General features: G+C 59.2%; 13 protein-coding genes and 2 tRNA genes. 10 read left to right on the top strand and 5 right to left on the bottom strand.

Annotated features, from left to right (window positions below):
- Nucleotides 1-16 precede the first annotated feature (16 nt).
- Together AB4O11_RS14685 and AB4O11_RS14680 are read left to right on the top strand one after the other, a co-directional pair.
- Nucleotides 17-1732 (top strand): proline--tRNA ligase, encoded by a 1716-nt coding sequence (locus AB4O11_RS14685; protein ID WP_186623644.1) that lies wholly within the window; start codon nt 17-19, stop codon nt 1730-1732.
- A 17-nt stretch (nt 1733-1749) separates the two neighbouring features.
- The gene (locus AB4O11_RS14680; protein WP_093436376.1) at nt 1750-2703 is read left to right on the top strand and encodes a hypothetical protein; all 954 of its coding nucleotides are present in this window, start codon (nt 1750-1752) and stop codon (nt 2701-2703) included.
- 111 nt (nt 2704-2814) lie between these two features.
- Here AB4O11_RS14680 and dinB read toward each other — a convergent pair whose 3' ends face one another.
- Nucleotides 2815-3876, bottom strand: coding sequence for a DNA polymerase IV (dinB, locus tag AB4O11_RS14675; protein WP_095049107.1), 1062 nt, complete (start codon nt 3874-3876; stop codon nt 2815-2817).
- A gap of 280 nt (nt 3877-4156) precedes the next feature.
- Here dinB and AB4O11_RS14670 point away from each other — a divergent pair.
- The 4 genes from AB4O11_RS14670 (at nt 4157) to AB4O11_RS14655 (ending at nt 8746) form a co-directional block, all read left to right on the top strand.
- Nucleotides 4157-4233, top strand: a tRNA-Met gene (locus AB4O11_RS14670).
- A gap of 222 nt (nt 4234-4455) precedes the next feature.
- A tRNA-Met gene (locus AB4O11_RS14665) sits at nt 4456-4532 on the top strand.
- Nucleotides 4533-4811: 279 nt separating this feature from the next.
- Nucleotides 4812-7451 carry a bifunctional lysylphosphatidylglycerol flippase/synthetase MprF gene (gene mprF / locus AB4O11_RS14660; RefSeq protein WP_093436385.1) on the top strand — a complete coding sequence of 880 codons (2640 nt, stop codon included), beginning with the start codon at nt 4812-4814 and terminating at the stop codon, nt 7449-7451.
- Complete coding sequence (locus AB4O11_RS14655) at nt 7451-8746, top strand: AcvB/VirJ family lysyl-phosphatidylglycerol hydrolase (RefSeq protein ID WP_116254535.1); 1296 nt, start codon at nt 7451-7453, stop codon at nt 8744-8746. Before mprF ends, AB4O11_RS14655 begins: the two co-directional genes overlap by 1 nt.
- A gap of 199 nt (nt 8747-8945) precedes the next feature.
- Here the strand turns inward: AB4O11_RS14655 and AB4O11_RS14650 are convergent, their stop codons facing one another.
- From AB4O11_RS14650 to AB4O11_RS14640, 3 genes are read right to left on the bottom strand one after another with little or no spacing between them, the layout of a single operon-like run.
- The gene (locus AB4O11_RS14650; protein ID WP_460090040.1) at nt 8946-9629 is read right to left on the bottom strand and encodes a serine/threonine protein phosphatase; all 684 of its coding nucleotides are present in this window, start codon (nt 9627-9629) and stop codon (nt 8946-8948) included.
- Entirely contained in the window at nt 9626-10324 is a 699-nt protein-coding gene (locus AB4O11_RS14645; protein ID WP_460090039.1) for a hypothetical protein, read from the bottom strand. Before AB4O11_RS14645 ends, AB4O11_RS14650 begins: the two co-directional genes overlap by 4 nt.
- 1 nt (nt 10325) lies before the next feature.
- A complete protein-coding gene (locus AB4O11_RS14640; protein ID WP_460090038.1) occupies nt 10326-11093 on the bottom strand; it encodes a MarR family transcriptional regulator in 768 nt (255 codons plus the stop codon).
- Nucleotides 11094-11730: 637 nt separating this feature from the next.
- Here AB4O11_RS14640 and AB4O11_RS14635 point away from each other — a divergent pair.
- A complete protein-coding gene (locus AB4O11_RS14635; protein ID WP_186622138.1) occupies nt 11731-12042 on the top strand; it encodes a DUF3077 domain-containing protein in 312 nt (103 codons plus the stop codon).
- 197 nt (nt 12043-12239) lie between these two features.
- Here AB4O11_RS14635 and AB4O11_RS14630 read toward each other — a convergent pair whose 3' ends face one another.
- The gene (locus AB4O11_RS14630; protein ID WP_371748304.1) at nt 12240-14081 is read right to left on the bottom strand and encodes a potassium transporter Kup; all 1842 of its coding nucleotides are present in this window, start codon (nt 14079-14081) and stop codon (nt 12240-12242) included.
- Nucleotides 14082-14431: 350 nt separating this feature from the next.
- Here AB4O11_RS14630 and rimO point away from each other — a divergent pair, with 350 nt between their 5' ends.
- The 3 genes from rimO (at nt 14432) to AB4O11_RS14615 (ending at nt 17467) form a co-directional block, all read left to right on the top strand.
- Nucleotides 14432-15769, top strand: a complete 1338-nt coding sequence (gene rimO / locus AB4O11_RS14625; protein WP_150792523.1) for a 30S ribosomal protein S12 methylthiotransferase RimO — start codon at nt 14432-14434, stop codon at nt 15767-15769.
- 322 nt (nt 15770-16091) lie between these two features.
- A complete protein-coding gene (locus tag AB4O11_RS14620) occupies nt 16092-16565 on the top strand; it encodes a GNAT family N-acetyltransferase (RefSeq protein ID WP_093436409.1) in 474 nt (157 codons plus the stop codon).
- A 191-nt stretch (nt 16566-16756) separates the two neighbouring features.
- Nucleotides 16757-17467, top strand: a complete 711-nt coding sequence (locus AB4O11_RS14615) for an rRNA pseudouridine synthase (RefSeq protein WP_042704893.1) — start codon at nt 16757-16759, stop codon at nt 17465-17467.
- The last annotated feature ends 66 nt before the right edge of the window (nt 17468-17533 follow it).

Genomic DNA, 17533 nt, shown 5'->3' with positions numbered 1-17533 from the left:
CCGACAACGGCCAACCATGCGCACCAGTCAATTTTTGCTCGCCACACAGAAAGAAACGCCTTCCGACGCGGTCGTGATCAGCCACCAGCTGATGCTGCGCGCCGGCATGATCCGCAAGCTCGCCTCCGGCCTGTACACCTGGCTGCCCATGGGCCTGCGGGTAATGCGCAAGGTTGAAGCCATCGTTCGCGAAGAGATGAACGCTGCAGGTTCTCTGGAAGTGTTGATGCCGAGCACCCAACCGGCCGAGCTGTGGCAGGAATCGGGGCGCTGGGAAGAGTACGGCCCTGAGCTGCTGCGCATCAAAGACCGCCACGGTCGCGACTTCTGCGCGGGCCCGACCCATGAAGAAGTGATCACCGATCTGATGCGCAACGAGTTGAGCAGCTACAAACAGCTGCCGATCAACCTGTACCAGATCCAGACCAAATTCCGTGACGAAATCCGCCCACGCTTCGGCTTGATGCGTGGCCGTGAATTCATCATGAAAGATGCTTACTCGTTCCACGCTGATCAGGCATCGCTGCAGGTCACCTATGACCGCATGCACCAAGCGTACTGCAACGTGTTTACCCGCTTGGGCCTGAAATTCCGTCCGGTTGAAGCCGACAACGGTTCGATCGGTGGCGCCGGTTCGCACGAATTCCACGTACTGGCCGAGTCCGGCGAAGACGACATCGTCTTCAGCAACGGTTCCGACTACGCGGCGAACATCGAAAAAGCCGAAGCGGTGCCACGCGAAACTTCGCGCCCTGCTCCGACCGAAGAGCTGCGCCTGGTCGATACGCCAGACACCAAAACCATCGCGGCGCTGGTGGAAAAATTCAATCTGCCGATTGAAAAGACCATCAAGACCCTGATCGTGCGCGCCGAAGAAGAAGGCAAGTTGATCGCGCTGGTCATCCGCGGCGACCACGAACTCAACGAAATCAAGGCTGCCCAGCAACCTGGCGTGGCCAGCCCGCTGGTCATGGCCACCGATGCCGAACTGCGTGACGCCATTGGCGCCGGCGCCGGTTCGCTCGGCCCGCTCAACCTGCCGCTGCCAATCATCATCGACCGTTCGGTCGAGCTGATGAGCGACTTCGGTATCGGCGCGAACATCGACGACAAGCACTACTTCGGCGTGAACTGGGAGCGTGACCTGCCGGTTCCGACCGTCGCTGACCTGCGTAACGTGGTCGCCGGTGACCCAAGCCCGGACGGCAAAGGCACGCTGGAAATCAAGCGCGGCATCGAAGTCGGGCACATCTTCCAGCTGGGCAACAAGTACAGCAAGGCGATGAAGTGCGAAGTGCTGGGCGAGAACGGTAAGCCAGTCACCCTGGAAATGGGTTGCTACGGCATCGGCGTATCTCGCGTGGTGGCTGCGGCCATCGAGCAGAACAACGACGAAAACGGCATCATCTGGAGCGACACCCTGGCGCCGTTCCAGATCGCTCTGGTACCGCTGCGCTATGAAACCGAGCAGGTGCGCGAAGCCACCGACAAGCTGTACGCCGAACTGACGGCGGCCGGCTTCGAAGTGCTGCTGGACGATCGCGACAAGAAAACCAGCCCGGGCATCAAATTCGCGGACATGGAGCTGATCGGCATTCCACACCGGATCGTGGTCAGCGACCGCGGCCTCGCCGAAGGCAACCTGGAATACAAGAGCCGTACCGAGCCGGAAGCGCAAGCGCTGCCGGTCGCCGATGTGGTGTCCTTCCTTCAGGCCCGTATCCGCCGCTGAAACCAGATAGAGACGTCATGTTCAAGCGAAACACCTTAGGCCTCGGTGGCACCGCCCTGTGCGGTGCCCTGCTGGTCAGCGGCTGTGCCAATCACATGTCACAACGCAGCGAGCACGAAGAGCGGGTCGAGCGAAAATTGCTCGACCACAGCCTGCAGATCGATGTCGGTGAGCCTAAGGAGCTTGAGTTGCCGCAGCGACGCGTAAAGATCAACGAGCAGAAGACCTTCGAAGTCACCGAGTTCGAAGTGACGCGTCGCTACGATCGCTACACGCCTTACCAGCCTTGGCGGGAGATCTATGAGATTCCGCTGGGCGCGGTGGCGGTGGTGGGCGGCATCGGCGCCAACGTGGTCAATGTGTTCGCCCTCGGCAACTTGCCGGACAGCGTCACCAAGGACTGGCTGAGCTATGGTTTTGCCGGGCTCAACCCGTTCATGAACGCGCAGTCCAACGGTCGTGCGCAACAGAACCTGGCCGGCATCGATGAAGTCCAGCGCGACAAGCGTACGGAGTATTCGAGCCTGCCGTGGAGCGAACGCCCGGTGCAGGTCAAGGCTGGCAAACAGACCTTCGACATGACCACTGATCGTAACGGTGTGCTGCGCCTGAACCTGCTCGACAGTCCGTTTGCCGAAAATGACCTCAATCATGTCGGCAAACTGCAGATCAGCGTCGAAGACGCCAAGGATGACGTGCACTCTGACTCATCGCTGATGATCAGCAGTCATCTGCGCGGCAAGTTGCTGGAAGCGCACGGGCTGATTTATGACGACCTGGAAGACGACGAAGTGAGCCAGTGGGTGCACCGGGTCAAACGTCTGTCGGAACTGGGTCTGGAAGAAGAAGCCAGCGAGCTGGAACAAAGCCTGATCGAATTGACGCGCAACGATCCTGAGTTGCAGACCGAGTTTCTCAAGTCTTTGACCAAGGATGCCGGGCGATTGGTGGCGGATCCGGGACCGAATTAAGCACTAAAGGCTTCGCGAGCAAGCTCGCTCCCACATTGGACCTGTGTCGTTCACAAATCCAATGTGGGAGCGAGCTTGCTCGCGAAGACACTCTAAGCATCACCCTCGCAATTACCGCTCGAACAATTCCATCTGCTCAAACCCGCCGCGCAAATCCTCCAGCCTTACCCCAACCCCCAACAACCGCACCGGTTTACCGCCGCGATTAAACGCCTGCGTCAGCATCAACTGATAACTGCCCAGATCCCGCCCCGCCCCGGCCTGCTCCAGTGTGGTCTGGGTGAAATCATGAAACTTCACTTTGACGAACGGCTTGCCCGGCCGATAACTGCTGTCGATCCGCGCCATACGGGTTTTCAGGGTTTCGAGCAGTTCGGGCAATTTATCCAGGCAACTGCGCAGATCCGGCAGATCAACGTCGTAGGTATTTTCCACACTGATCGACTGACGCCGGCTGTCGTTATGCACCAACCGATCATCGATCCCACGGGCCAGACTCCACAGTCGCTCGCCAAAACTGCCGAACTCGCGCACCAGCGCCAGCTTGTCCCACTCGCGCAAGTGCTGGCAGTCGACGATCCCCAGCTTGCCGAGCTTGTCGGCGGTGACCTTGCCGACGCCGTGCAACTTGCTCACCGGCAAACCGCTGACAAACTCCTCCACCTGATCCGGCGTAATAACGAACAAGCCGTTCGGCTTTTTCCAGTCACTGGCGATTTTTGCCAGAAACTTGTTCGGCGCCACGCCCGCAGACACGGTGATGTGCAATTGATTGGAGACCCGCCGGCGAATGTCTTGGGCAATGCGTGTGGCACTGCCGCCGAAATGCGCGCTATCGGAAACATCCAGATAAGCCTCATCCAGCGACAGCGGTTCAATCAGGTCGGTGTAGTCGCTGAAGATCGTGTGTATTTCTTTCGACGCTTCGCGATAGGCGTCCATGCGCGGCTTGACGATGGTCAGGTCCGGGCACAGCTTCAAAGCATGTCCCGAAGCCATCGCCGAACGCACGCCATAGGCCCGCGCTTCGTAATTGCAGGTGGCGATCACCCCGCGCCGGTCCGCCGAGCCACCCACCGCCAACGGCTTGCCGGCCAGACGCGGGTCATCGCGCATCTCGATAGCGGCGTAGAAGCAATCACAGTCGATGTGGATGATTTTTCGCTGAGTCATGTCAGAAAAGGAAACGTGGCGAGCCGGATCGGCAGTATCTCACTGACACCTGTATATAGCACCAGTGGTATGAATGTTCTTTCTAGGCGGTAGGAAATGTCCTTTGAATTTATTTTATCAATCGACGAGAGGCATCCAATAGAGCTGAAAGCCTTGCGCCACCTGCCCTGCAGCAGGAAAAACACCCGACAAAAAGCGCTAACCGATTGAACCTCAACAGATTTTATCCAGATTGCGGGTTGACACCCCTGCGTTCCTCTGTAGAATGCCGACACACAGACGCGGGATGGAGCAGTCTGGTAGCTCGTCGGGCTCATAACCCGAAGGTCGTCGGTTCAAATCCGGCTCCCGCAACCAAACATCAAAAAAGGCTACTCGAAAGAGTGGCCTTTTTTGTGCGCGTCTGTTTTGTCGATTTCCGCTTCTTATAAAGAAGCGATCGCCAAACAGGAATTCTTTGCATTTCCGAAACTTAACGCACCACCTGCGACCGTTTGACGCGAATGCACACTTATTTGACCCTTTACGGGATTAGCGGTTGACACCTCGCCGTTCGCCTGTAGAATGCCGCCACACAGACGCGGGATGGAGCAGTCTGGTAGCTCGTCGGGCTCATAACCCGAAGGTCGTCGGTTCAAATCCGGCTCCCGCAACCAAACATCAAAAAAGGCTACTCGAAAGAGTGGCCTTTTTTGTATCTGTTGAAAAAGTCCTTTCGCAACAATGATCTGTCACTGTGCAGTGAACCGCTTGGGATCTTCAGAAGTCCTCACTTGCGACTATGCTTGAGTCGCAGGCAAGGCCTCTGCAATCCAGGAACTGCCCTCGCCGATACCCGGTGAGAGGCGTAGTATTTTGTGATTATTTTTTTCTACAGGGATTGGTAACTTGGCTGGATACCTCCATCCTGTCGCGCACAATCCAAGAGGTGATTGATGCGCGCCAACTCGTCTGATCCACAAGACACCGTCACAGCGGAACACCCGATCAAACCCGAGCGCCTGCGCTTGCTGGATCGGTTGAGCAAATACCGTCAGCCCATCGGGCTGGGGGTCACCTTGCTGTTGTTCGCCATTGCGCTGATTGCCTGTCGTCATCTGCTCGCCGAACTCGATCTCGATGCGTTGCACGACTCGATTCTTGACGTGCCGAAACCCGCCTTGCTCGGCGCCTTCGGTGCGACCGTGGTCGGCTTCATTATTCTGCTTGGCTATGAATGGTCGGCCAGTCGCTATGCCGGCGTGACCTTGCCGCCGCGCACATTGGCGCTGGGCGGCTTCACCGCGTTTGCGATTGGTAATGCGATCGGTCTGTCGCTGCTGTCCGGTGGCTCGGTTCGCTACCGTTTATATGCACGACTGGGTCTGGGGGCGTCGGAAGTCGCGCACATGACCTTGTTCGCCAGTTTGTCGCTGGGCTGCGCCTTGCCGCCGCTGGCTGCACTGGCAACGCTGAGCGACCTGCCTGCTGCCTCTCAAGCCCTGGGTTTGTCCGAAGGTCTGCTCGGCACGGTTGCCGCTGTTGTGCTGGCGCTTGGCGCAGTACTGGCTATCGGCATCTACCGTCGGCGCCTGCCGGAACAACCGTTGCGCGACAACCTGCTGGTCAGGGTTGGCCGGCGCACGCTGCGCCTGCCGGGCCGCCGCCTGACGTTCCTGCAACTGATCATCACCGCGCTCGACGTTGCCGCTGCCGCTACTGTCCTCTATCTATTGCTGCCGGAGGCGCCGCCGTTCGGCGCATTCCTGCTGGTGTACCTGTTGGCATTGGCTGCCGGCGTACTCAGCCATGTGCCCGGCGGTGTCGGTGTGTTCGAAGCGATTCTGCTGGCCGCTTTCGCCGACACGCTAGGTGCCGCACCACTGGCCGCGGCGCTGCTGCTGTATCGCCTGATCTATGTGGTGCTGCCGCTGCTGGTCGCCTGCGTATTCCTGCTGATCAACGAAGGCCAACGCCTGTTTCAAACCCAGACCATGCGCGCGGCGTCCGGCCTGGCGGCACCGATTCTGGCGGTGTTGGTGTTCCTGTCCGGCGTGGTGCTGCTGTTTTCTGGTGCGACGCCCGAGATCGATACACGTCTGGAACACATCGGCTTTCTGATCCCGCATCGTCTGGTCGACGCCTCGCACTTCGGCGCCAGCCTGATCGGCGTGCTCTGCCTGATGCTCGCTCAGGGCCTGCGTCGGCGCTTGTCGGCGGCGTGGATGCTCACCACCATTCTGCTGCTGGTCGGCGCCCTGCTCTCGCTGCTTAAAGGTTTCGACTGGGAAGAAGCGACGCTGATGACCCTCACCGCAGCCCTGCTCGGTGTGTTCCGTCGCTCGTTCTATCGCCCGAGCCGCCTGACCGAACTGCCCTTCTCCCCCCTGTATCTGGTGGCCAGCCTCTGTGTGCTGGGTGCTTCGACGTGGCTGCTGCTGTTCGCCTATCAGGACGTGCCGTACAGCCATCAACTGTGGTGGCAGTTCACCCTCGACGCTGACGCCCCGCGTGGCCTGCGCTCGCTGCTCGGCGCTGCCGTGCTGTTGCTGGTCATCGCGCTGACCTGGCTGCTGCGCACCGCGCGCCCGGTCATTCACCTGCCGACGCCTGACGAGCTCGATCGCGCGGCGAAGATTCTGATGGCGTCGTCGCAACCCGACGGTGGCCTCGCGCTGACCGGTGACAAGGCGCTGCTGTTTCACCAGAACGACGAAGCGTTCCTGATGTACGCACGCCGTGGCCGCAGCCTGGTGGCGCTGTACGACCCGATCGGCCCCGGCCAGCAGCGCGCCGAGATGATCTGGCAGTTCCGCGACCTCTGCGACATTCACCACGCTCGCCCGGTGTTCTACCAGGTGCGCGCGGAGAACCTGCCGTACTACATGGACATCGGCCTGACCGCGATCAAACTCGGCGAAGAAGCCCGGGTCGATCTGCTTCGCTTTGACCTGGAAGCCAAGGGCAAAGAGATGAAGGACCTGCGCTACACCTGGAACCGTGGCACACGCGATGGCTTGTCGCTGGAGATCCACGAGCCGGGCCAAGCGCCGATGGACGAATTGAAAGTGATTTCCGATGCGTGGCTGACCGGCAAGAACGTGCGTGAGAAAGGCTTCTCCCTCGGCCGCTTCAGCGACGATTACCTGAAGCATTTCCGCATCGCGGTGATTCGCTTCGAAGGTCGCCCGGTGGCATTCGCCAACCTGCTCGAGACTTACAGCCATGACCTGGCCAGTCTCGACCTGATGCGCGCGCACCCGGACGCCCCCAAGCTGACCATGGAATTCATGATGGTCGGCCTGATTCAACACTATAAGAGTCACGGATACGCGCGCTTCAGCCTGGGCATGGTGCCGTTGTCGGGGTTGCAACCCCGGCGTGGTGCACCGCTGACCCAGCGTCTGGGCTCGATGGTTTTCCGCCGTGGTGAGCAGCTGTACAACTTCCAAGGCTTGCGCCGCTTCAAAGACAAGTTCCAGCCTGACTGGGAACCCCGTTATATGGCCGTGCCCGCCGGACTCGATCCGTTGGTGGCGCTGGCCGACACTGCTGCCCTGATCGCGGGCGGCTTGACTGGATTGGTGAAACGCTGATGATTCAACGCTCCCTGAAGTACATCCTGGCCGCACTGATCGTGCTGGCCGTGATTGCCGGCGGCGGTTTCTGGTACCTGAAACGCCCGGCACCGGAACCGACCGTCGAACAGCTGACCCCGGCCGACGGCGCCGCCATGACCCGCATCATCCCCGGCACCAAGCCCAAGGCGCAGGTCCTGATAGCGGTCAACGACGACCAGAAACTCAGTGAAAAACAACTGACCACCCTGAGCCGCAGCGCTTCGGCGCAGATCGTTCAGGTGATTCTGCCCAAGGACTGCCTGCTGCAAAGCCGCGCCCTGCAATCGGGTCTGCGTGAACTGAATGGCCCCGCTACCTTGGTCAGCGGCATTGGCCCGGGCGCCGTATTGGCGTGGCGCTGGTTGTCGGAACAGAAAGATGACAAAGCCCAAGCCGTGTCCGTCGACCTCGCGCTGGAAAAGGGTGGCTGCACCCACCTGCTGCCGAAATCCGCCGCCCACGGCCACTGGCTGGTGGCGTGGAACGACAACCCGGACGACGCCAGCGCAGGTTTCGTGCGCGATCAACCGAACGCCGAAACCAGCATCAGTGACTACGACATCAACCTGCCGCAAGTGCTCAACAACGAACTGCGCAAGATCCTCGTCGGCGGCGACAAGGCCAACGGCGGTCTGGCGATCCCGGTGGTTGAAGTGCCGGCCGGTCAAGCCAAGGACACCGTGACCCTGTTCCTTTCCGGTGACGGCGGCTGGCGCGATCTCGACCGCGACGTGGCCGGTGAAATGGCCAAGATCGGCTACCCGGTGGTCGGCATCGACACCCTGCGCTACTACTGGCAGCATAAGAGCCCGGAGCAAAGCGCGCTGGACCTGACCGAACTGATGCAGCACTACCGGCAGAAATGGGGCACCAAGCGCTTCATCCTCACCGGTTACTCGTTCGGCGCTGACGTGTTGCCGGCGATCTACAACCGCCTGCCAGACACCGAGCAGCAGCGTGTAGACGCGATCATCCTGCTGGCCTTCGCCCGCACCGGCAGCTTCGAAATCGAAGTCGAAGGCTGGCTGGGCAATGCCGGCAAAGAAGCCGCCACCGGCCCGGAGATGGCCAAGCTGCCAGCGGCCAAGGTTGTGTGCATCTACGGTGAAGAAGAGACCGATGAAAGTGGCTGCACGGACAAGACTGCAGTCGGCGAAGCAGTGAAACTGCCTGGTGGCCACCACTTCGACGAGAACTACCCGGCGCTGGCCAAGCGCTTGGTGGACTTGATCGAGAAGCGTCAGAGCAAGGACTCGGTCGCCGAAGAGTGATCTGAGCCACGCCCACAAAAAGCCCCCGCAACTTCACAGTTACGGGGGCTTTTTACATCTCGGACGATGAACCCATTCCCCTGTAGGAGTGAGCCTGCTCGCGATAGCGGAGTGTCAGCCACCTAGTTGCCAACTGACACACCGCTATCGCGAGCAGGCTCACTCCTACAAGGGAATTGCGCTGGTTTCAGACAACTCGTCAGTCTTGCTGGCCAAGCTGAACATCTATCCACGTGACATCATCGTCGCCAACGCTAATGTCGCTATCCGGCGCCGCCAACAAACTGCTTTGCTGCGCTTGCGTCAAGTCCGCCCAAAATCCATCAGTGACAAATACCAAGCGCTCAACAGTGTCCAGAGCACAACAAACAAAGTCAGGGTTCGGGACCCGATTGATCTTCAAGCATCGCGTTACCGAATTTCGCGCGGGGTCTTGCGCCAACTCACAGTGCGAACGGTCGCGCCGCCAATTGGCCTTGCAGTGAGGTGGCGTAATCCACTCGATGGCACCCGCCAACGTCACAATGCCGCATGAACAGTCTCCCTCGTATGCAACGGTAAGTCGGCCATGGGCGACCAATCCAATCAGGTAACAGATGGCTCCCGTCTGACCAGCAGGCAACGACGCATGAAAATCCGCAAGTATTGAACCCAATAGACGCTCAACAGCTGCGGGTTCTGCAGGATAGCTCCCCTGCTGCATCTGTGTGGAATGAGCCGCCAACATGCCGCTTACGAAGCTTTCAGCCAGCTGTCCACTGCCGCGCTTGGAAGTGCCATCCGTGACGACAAAAAAACCACCGTCCCCCTCACAGGTCGCTCCGGCATAGTCATTATTTGCCTTGCTGGCTCGCCCAGTGATTGATCGGGAGTGGTATCTCATGCGTTGGCCAGCGCTTTCATACGCCTGTGAATAATCTGTCCTCTGCCCGGATTCGCCTGCACCGAGCCTGAACTTTCGATCACGTAGCCAACCCCATCGAGCGCCATCAGTTTGTGGATTCCATCTGTGACGAACGCCTTGAGGTCGCTGTCAGCCTGGCGCACCTCCTCCAACAGCTCAGGCCGACCATCGATCAAGATGATCATGTCCTCGACATCCTTGTGATAAGGATCACCATTTCCCCGACCAGCGAAAGCTTCCAGTTTCGTCGCGAGAAAATACGCGGGCTGGAATATCTGGATGGCAGTGCCGCTGGGCAGGGTGAATTTATCCGCCCTCGCCAGCCCTTCGACGAACCAGCGGTTGGCATAGCCGAGCACTGCAGGGTCGGAAGGCATGACATCCACGACAACGTCATTGAAGCGAAAACGACAATTGACCTCGTCTTCCCCCGTGATCTTGAACCCCTTGACGGCCAGCCGTTCGGTGAGTTGGTTCCAGGCGCTGATACCGGCCAACTCGATCACAAGATCAACGTCATCAGTGAAACGAATGTCGTCCAGCACGGCTGTATCTGTGACCAGCATGGCTGTTGTGCAACCGCCAACAAAGGCAACTTCGGCGAGAAACGCCTCGCCCAAGCCCTCAGCCACAAACTCTATGAGCTCGTAATTGTGATCCGCGTTTGACGACATGTTATTTCAGCCCCATCCCTGCCTTCAGAATACTGATTGCCACACCACACTCACGTGGACCGCCCAGACGGATTGCATCAGCGAGTGCCAGATAGTGGTAAAGGATCCGGTCTTTTTTCACCGCTTCCGGCACTGTTTTGTAAAGTGGCGCTATCGCTTGGCCTCTCTCGGTTCCATGCGCATCGGGCCAGACCGGAATCAGACCACCCGCACTCTTGATGCTTTTGGACAGCGCAGGTGCCGCAAAGCCCGTCGGTATGCCACGAACCATCGCGCCTGGCTTGACCGGGAAGAAGTACTTCAGCGCGTGCTCGGTAATTTTCAGCAGTTCCCGGCGGTTCACTTTGGCAAGGCCGGTGTCGTAGTCATGGATGAGCAATCCGGATTCCCGGCATCGGGCGAGAGCATTTGAGACTTCGCTTTTGCTCAGTCCGAGAGAGGCAGACAGGGCACGCAGAGAATACCGATCACTCCAACTGGTCAGAGGTGTATCAGCTGCTGGTTCTGCCCATCCCTCCCAGCCTGACCCATCAGCGAAAGGCGAGTCGAATTCGCGGCGATGAAAGATTGCGTCTTCCCCATCAGTGGAATACGTGACCAATGGCTTCCCCACACTCTCCCCTGCGGTCATTCGGCTGACGACATAAGGCCTGAGCAGCTCTTCGACCCTGTCCGAATTCGATTCGGCCTCCATCTCCCCCAAGAGGTTCTCTTCCTGAGCGTGGAGACTGGCCATTTTGAACAAAAGTAAAATGTCTTGACTCTTCATTTAGCTCAAAACCTCAAGTGTCCACATTCCATAAAACGTGGACACTTGTCTCACTGCCGAGGTCGGGTCGTCAAGCCCTTGGGTCGATCACTAATCGCTGCATACCTTGCCCGCATATCGTCATGGCTGATTGCGCGGACCAAATCAAAGACGAGCAATCGTTCACTGGCCTTCTTTTCGATCCGAAGCTCCTCTGGTTCATCCTGTACTTCTTGTTCCGCTGATGCCGTCATACGTACCTGAATGCCTTGCACACGTCAGTTCGTGCGTGACGTTTAGTATCGTTTACTTCCAGTCTCGCAATATCAGATGACGCCCACAGACCTTGTAGGCAAACTCCGAAACTCTTGCTGGGGCGCTGTGCCGCTCTATTGCGCTGTTTTTCGACGGGATACTCTCCGGACGTCGCTGACCCATTCAGCGATCGGGCTTGGTAACCCGGTGGAATAAGGCGCAACAGCGCACCCGACACGACTCAGGCGAAATCCCGTCCGAGTCCCTGTGTTATGGCAGCTGTGCGTGGGACGCTTTCGGGCGTGCCGGTTTCCTTGATTCCCCGGTTTACCAACCTGCGCACAGCTGTCACCCATTCGCTTGGTATCGGATGCGGCAGCTCTCGAAATCAAGGGAACTGACCATGAACAATCCACCTGATCTTAAAACCATCGGCTTCACCCCTTTCCTCTACAACTCGGATCAAGCGTTCTTCAACGTCCGCGCCGGCATCCCGATCATCGATGCCTTGTCCCAATCCTCCGACCTGCTATCCCTCGCCAAATCCTTCGCCGAGGATGCAGCCTTCATCAAAGACACCGACCGCCATGCCTGGGCCGCGCATTATCTGACAGTGATGGGCAAAGCCTTGATTGATGATGTGATTCAGGCGTTGATGCCACGACCTGCGCGGACGAAGACCGAGTCCGAAGAAGAATTGCCTGAAAGCCACTAACACCACAGAACCCTTGTGGGAGCGAGCTTGCTCGCGAATGCGGTGGATCAGTCACCATATGTCTCGACTGACACTCAGCCTTCGCGAGCAAGCTCGCTCCCACATAGGATTTGCAGTGGATTGGAAGTTTATGTGCGGGCACAAAAAAGCCCCCGGCAGCCTTGAAGCTGACGGGGGCCTTTAATTTGAGGCCTGGCTTACATCTCCACCTGCGTCCCCAATTCAATCACCCGGTTCAGCGGCAGATTGAAGAACCGCAAGTTGCCGTTGGCATTCTTCAACATGAACGCAAACAACGCTTCACGCCAACGCGCCATGCCCTCTAGCTTCGAGGCAATCACCGTTTCCCGGCTGAGGAAGTACGTGGTGCGCATCGGGCTGAAGTCCAGATCATCCAGATGACACAGCTTCAGCGCCTGCGGCACGTCCGGCTCGTCGGTGAAGCCGAAGTGCAGGATCACCCGGAAGAAGCCTTCGCCGTGTGCTTCCACTTCGAAGCGCCGCGATGGCGGTACGCGCGGGATGTCTTCGTAGACCACCGTCAGCAATACCACTTGCTCATGCAACACCTGGTTATGCAGCAGGTTATGCAACAGTGCATGCGGCACGGCGTCGGAGCGCGCGGTGAGGAACACCGCAGTGCCCTGCACCCGATGCGGCGGTTGCACGCGGATGCTGCTGATGAAGATCGGCAGCGGCAGTGCGCCTTCGTCGAGACGATCGACCAGCAGTTGTTTACCGCGCTTCCAGGTGGTCATCAGCACGAACAGCGCGATACCGGCGATCACCGGGAATGCGCCGCCCTGAACGATCTTCGGCACGTTGGCGGCGAAGTACAGACCGTCCACCAGCAGGAAGCCGATCAGCACCGGCACGGCAAGGATCGGTGGCCATTTCCACAGCAGCAGCATCACCGCCGACACCAGAATGGTGGTCATCAGCATGGTGCCCGTCACTGCCACGCCATAGGCCGAGGCCAGTGCGCCGGAGGATTCGAAGCCCAGCACCAGCAGCACAACGCCAACCATCAGCGCCCAATTCACCGCGCCGATGTAAATCTGGCCCTGCTCATCGCTGGAGGTGTGCTGGATGTACATGCGCGGGATGTAACCGAGCTGAATCGCCTGACGCGTCAGGGAGAACGCGCCGGAAATCACCGCTTGCGAAGCGATCACCGTGGCCAGCGTCGACAGTCCGACCAGCGGAATCAGCGCCCAGCTCGGCGCCAGCAGATAGAACGGGTTACGCGCCGCTTCCGGGTTGTCCAGCAGCAAGGCACCCTGGCCGAAGTAGTTCAGCACCAGCGCCGGCAGCACCAGCAGGAACCACGCCCGGGCAATCGGCTTGCGACCAAAGTGGCCCATGTCGGCGTACAGCGCTTCGGCACCGGTCAGGGCCAGCACCACGGCGCCGAGGATCGCCACGCCCATGCCGGTGTGGACCATGAAGAAACGCACGGCCCAGACCGGATTCAGCGCATGCAGCACTTCTGGCGTGTGGCTGATGCCATACACACCGAGGGCGCCGAGGACGAGGAACCAGGTGACCATGATCGGCCCGAACAAGATGCCGATCCGCGCCGTACCGTGACGCTGGATCAGAAACAGTCCGACCAGCACCACCAGCGACAGCGGCACCACCCAATGGTCGATACCCTCAAACGCCAGCCCCAGACCTTCAATCGCCGACAGCACGGAAATCGCCGGGGTGATCATGCTGTCGCCGTAAAACAGCGCCGCACCGATCAGCCCGCACACCACCAGCAACGACCGCAGCTTCTTGCGATGCCCGGCCGCGCGACGGGCCAGTGCGGTGAGCGCCATGATGCCGCCCTCACCCTGGTTGTCGGCGCGTAGCACGAACATCATGTATTTGATCGACACGACCCAGATCAGCGACCAGAAGATCAACGACAGAATGCCCAGCACGCCGTCGTGATTGACCGGTACGCCGTAACCGCCGGAAAACACTTCTTTGAGGGTGTACAACGGGCTGGTGCCGATGTCGCCGTAAACTACCCCGACTGCCGCGACCAGCATGCTCAGCGGCTTGGTTGCCGAACCCTCGGCGCCTGCCGCATGACTACTTGCCTGACCCATCCAACACTCCTACTTCTCAGAACCGGCTTCTTTGAATGAAGCACTATGCTTTGTGGTGCAGCATGCGCTGTTTTACCTGTTGTTACAGACGTTTTGTTGACTGTAAAAAATTGGTAAAGCTCAACGGCGCGAAGCATAGCGCAGCACTCGTCGTATTTCCCGGCATAAAGCTGGTCAAGTGCGCTCCTCACCGCTAGAATTGCGCACTTTTTGATCAGAGGCGCGCCCTAAGCGCCCATCCGTCGGCTTTCGCACCAAGAAAGCGATGTCACAAAATACCGAGGTTAGACATGTCCACCACTCCTGCGCCGGCCAATCCAAAGGTTGGCTTTGTATCTCTGGGTTGCCCGAAAGCACTGGTCGACTCCGAGCGCATCCTGACCCAGCTGCGCATGGAAGGCTATGACGTGGTGTCCACCTATCAGGACGCCGACGTGGTCGTGGTCAATACCTGCGGTTTCATCGATTCGGCCAAGGCTGAGTCGCTGGAAGTGATCGGCGAAGCGATCAAGGAAAACGGCAAGGTGATCGTCACCGGTTGCATGGGCGTGGAAGAAGGCAACATCCGCAACGTGCACCCGAGCGTGCTGGCCGTGACCGGTCCGCAGCAGTACGAGCAAGTGGTCAACGCCGTGCACGAAGTGGTGCCGCCGCGTAAAGATCACAACCCGCTGATCGACCTGGTGCCGCCGCAAGGCATCAAACTGACCCCGCGCCACTACGCCTACCTGAAGATCTCCGAAGGCTGCAACCACAGCTGCTCCTTCTGCATCATCCCGTCGATGCGCGGCAAACTGGTCAGCCGTCCGGTCGGTGATGTACTCGACGAAGCTCAGCGCCTGGTCAAATCCGGCGTTAAAGAGCTGTTGGTGATCTCGCAAGACACCAGCGCCTACGGCGTTGACGTGAAATACCGCACCGGCTTCTGGAACGGCGCGCCGGTGAAAACCCGCATGACCGAACTCTGCGAAGCGCTGAGCACCCTCGGCGTCTGGGTCCGCCTGCACTACGTTTACCCGTACCCGCACGTTGACGAGCTGATCCCGCTGATGGCTGCCGGCAAGATCCTGCCGTACCTGGACATCCCGTTCCAGCACGCCAGCCCGAAAGTGTTGAAGTCGATGAAACGCCCGGCGTTCGAAGACAAGACCCTGGCGCGGATCAAGAACTGGCGCGAAATCTGCCCGGATTTGATCATCCGTTCGACCTTCATCGTCGGCTTCCCGGGCGAAACCGAAGAAGACTTCCAGTACCTGCTGAACTGGCTGACCGAAGCCCAGCTTGACCGCGTCGGCTGCTTCCAGTACTCGCCGGTGGATGGCGCTCCGGCCAATGATCTGGATCTGGAAGTGGTGCCGGACGAGGTCAAGCAAGATCGTTGGGATCGCTTTATGGCGCACCAGCAGGCGATCAGCTCGGCCCGCCTGCAAATGCGCATTGGCCGTGAGATTGAAGTGCTGGTTGACGAAGTTGACGAGCAAGGCGCGGTTGGCCGCTGCTTCTTCGACGCCCCGGAAATCGATGGCAATGTGTTTATCGATAACGGCAGTAATTTGAAGCCTGGCGATAAGGTCTGGTGCAAAGTGACTGACGCTGACGAATATGATCTGTGGGCTGAGCAGATCTGATCTGAACGTCAAAAGCCCCTCACCCTAACCCTCTCCCGGAGGGAGAGGGGACTGATCTATGTGTTCTTGCGAGCTGCACCGACCTGAACGTTCGAGTCGAACTCAGGCTTTGAACAGCACGGAGATCAGCTCCCTTCCCCCTCGCCCCCTTGGGGGAGAGGGTTGGGGTGAGGGGGTGAGCTCTTGCTGGCGACAGAAACAGCCAGCCAGACACCGCAAAAAATACAAAAAGCCCCACTCTTTTTACGAGATGCGGGGCTTTTTTACGGCTATCGTTTAGCGGGGGACGGACTCCCTTGAAACGGACAAGAGGCAGACGGGCATGCGTCACCATTCGGTCATCCACACGCCGAAACTCAGCGATTACCAGGAACTGACCCGGGTCTGGGAGGCCTCGGTTCGCGCGACACATGATTTTCTGCCGGACAGCTATATCGAACTGCTGCGCAATCTGGTGCTCACCCGCTATCTCGATGCAGTAATGCTGATCTGCACCAAGGATGCTAACCAGCGCATCACCGGATTTGCCGGAGTTGCAGCGGGCAAGATTGAAATGCTGTTCATCGATCCCGAACATCGTGGCCAGGGCTTGGGCAAGAAACTGCTCACCTACGCGATGCAGCACTTGAATGCCGATGAACTCGACGTCAACGAGCAGAACCCACAAGCCTTGGGCTTTTACTTCAAGCAGGGTTTTGAGGTGATCGGCCGTTCGGAGGTGGATGGCATGGGCCAGCCGTATCCGTTGCTGCACATGCGCCTGCGACAAAATCAGCAACGCTCAGGCAACGGCTGATACACCAGGGAACCCCTGTGGGAGCGAGCTTGCTCGCGAATGCGGTGTACCAGTCACTGCACACATAGACTGGCAGGACGCCTTCGCGAGCAAGCTCGCTCCCACATTGAATTCAGCGCCTGTAAATCGAACCGGGCTTAACCGGCGCCACACAGGTACAATGCCCACCCCTTTTTTGTTACGGCCCTGTCATGACTGACCCGATTCGCCTCTCCAAACGCCTCATCGAACTGGTCGGTTGCTCCCGCCGGGAGGCCGAACTGTTCATTGAGGGCGGCTGGGTCACCGTGGACGGCGAAGTGATTGACGAGCCGCAATTCAAGGTCGGCGACCAGAAGGTCGAGCTCGACAAGGACGCCAAGGCCACCGCACCGGAGCCGGTGACCATCCTGCTCAACGCGCCGGCTGGCATGGATGTCGAGACCGCCATGCAATCGCTGAGCGCCGAAACCCTCAGCGAAGAACACCGATTCAGCAAGCGCCCGTTGCGCGGGCACTTCCTGCGCCTGACCGCCAGCGCCGACCTGCAAGCCAAGGCTAGCGGCCTGCTGGTGTTCACTCAGGACTGGAAAATCCTCCGCAAACTCACCGCCGACGCCGCGAAGATCGAGCAGGAATACGTGGTTGAAGTTGAAGGAGACATGGTCGCCCACGGCCTCAATCGCCTGCAGCACGGCCTGACCCACAAGGGCAAGGAGCTGCCGCCAGTCAAGGCCAGCTGGCAGAACGAAAACCGGCTGCGCTTCGCCATGAAGAACCCGCAGCCCGGCATCATCGCCCAGTTTTGCGAAGCGGTGGGCCTGAAGGTCATCGGCATCCGTCGCATCCGCATCGGCGGCGTCTCGATCGGCAAGGTCCCGGTTGGCCAATGGCGCTACCTGTCCGGCAAAGAGAAGTTCTAAGACTTCCACTGCCGCCACACATTCCGGCAGCGCGCCCGCGTGCTGCCCACAACGCTTATCAGGATT

Source organism: Pseudomonas sp. H1_D05, from assembly GCF_054682705.1.
This window is presented reverse-complemented; position numbering and strand designations above follow the sequence as displayed.

Excerpts from the sequence above, each read along its gene's own strand:
- dinB (WP_095049107.1), bottom strand. The coding sequence starts at position 3,876 with ATGACTCAGCGAAAAATCATCCACATCGACTGTGATTGCTTCTACGCC.
- AB4O11_RS14655 (WP_116254535.1), top strand. The coding sequence starts at position 7,451 with ATGATTCAACGCTCCCTGAAGTACATCCTGGCCGCACTGATCGTGCTG.
- rimO (WP_150792523.1), top strand. The coding sequence starts at position 14,432 with ATGTCCACCACTCCTGCGCCGGCCAATCCAAAGGTTGGCTTTGTATCT.
- AB4O11_RS14635 (WP_186622138.1), top strand. The coding sequence starts at position 11,731 with ATGAACAATCCACCTGATCTTAAAACCATCGGCTTCACCCCTTTCCTC.
- AB4O11_RS14685 (WP_186623644.1), top strand. The coding sequence starts at position 17 with ATGCGCACCAGTCAATTTTTGCTCGCCACACAGAAAGAAACGCCTTCC.
- mprF (WP_093436385.1), top strand. The coding sequence starts at position 4,812 with ATGCGCGCCAACTCGTCTGATCCACAAGACACCGTCACAGCGGAACAC.
- AB4O11_RS14640 (WP_460090038.1), bottom strand. The coding sequence starts at position 11,093 with ATGAAGAGTCAAGACATTTTACTTTTGTTCAAAATGGCCAGTCTCCAC.
- AB4O11_RS14630 (WP_371748304.1), bottom strand. The coding sequence starts at position 14,081 with ATGCTGGTCGCGGCAGTCGGGGTAGTTTACGGCGACATCGGCACCAGC.
- AB4O11_RS14620 (WP_093436409.1), top strand. The coding sequence starts at position 16,092 with ATGCGTCACCATTCGGTCATCCACACGCCGAAACTCAGCGATTACCAG.
- AB4O11_RS14645 (WP_460090039.1), bottom strand. The coding sequence starts at position 10,324 with ATGTCGTCAAACGCGGATCACAATTACGAGCTCATAGAGTTTGTGGCT.
- AB4O11_RS14650 (WP_460090040.1), bottom strand. The coding sequence starts at position 9,629 with ATGAGATACCACTCCCGATCAATCACTGGGCGAGCCAGCAAGGCAAAT.
- AB4O11_RS14615 (WP_042704893.1), top strand. The coding sequence starts at position 16,757 with ATGACTGACCCGATTCGCCTCTCCAAACGCCTCATCGAACTGGTCGGT.
- AB4O11_RS14680 (WP_093436376.1), top strand. The coding sequence starts at position 1,750 with ATGTTCAAGCGAAACACCTTAGGCCTCGGTGGCACCGCCCTGTGCGGT.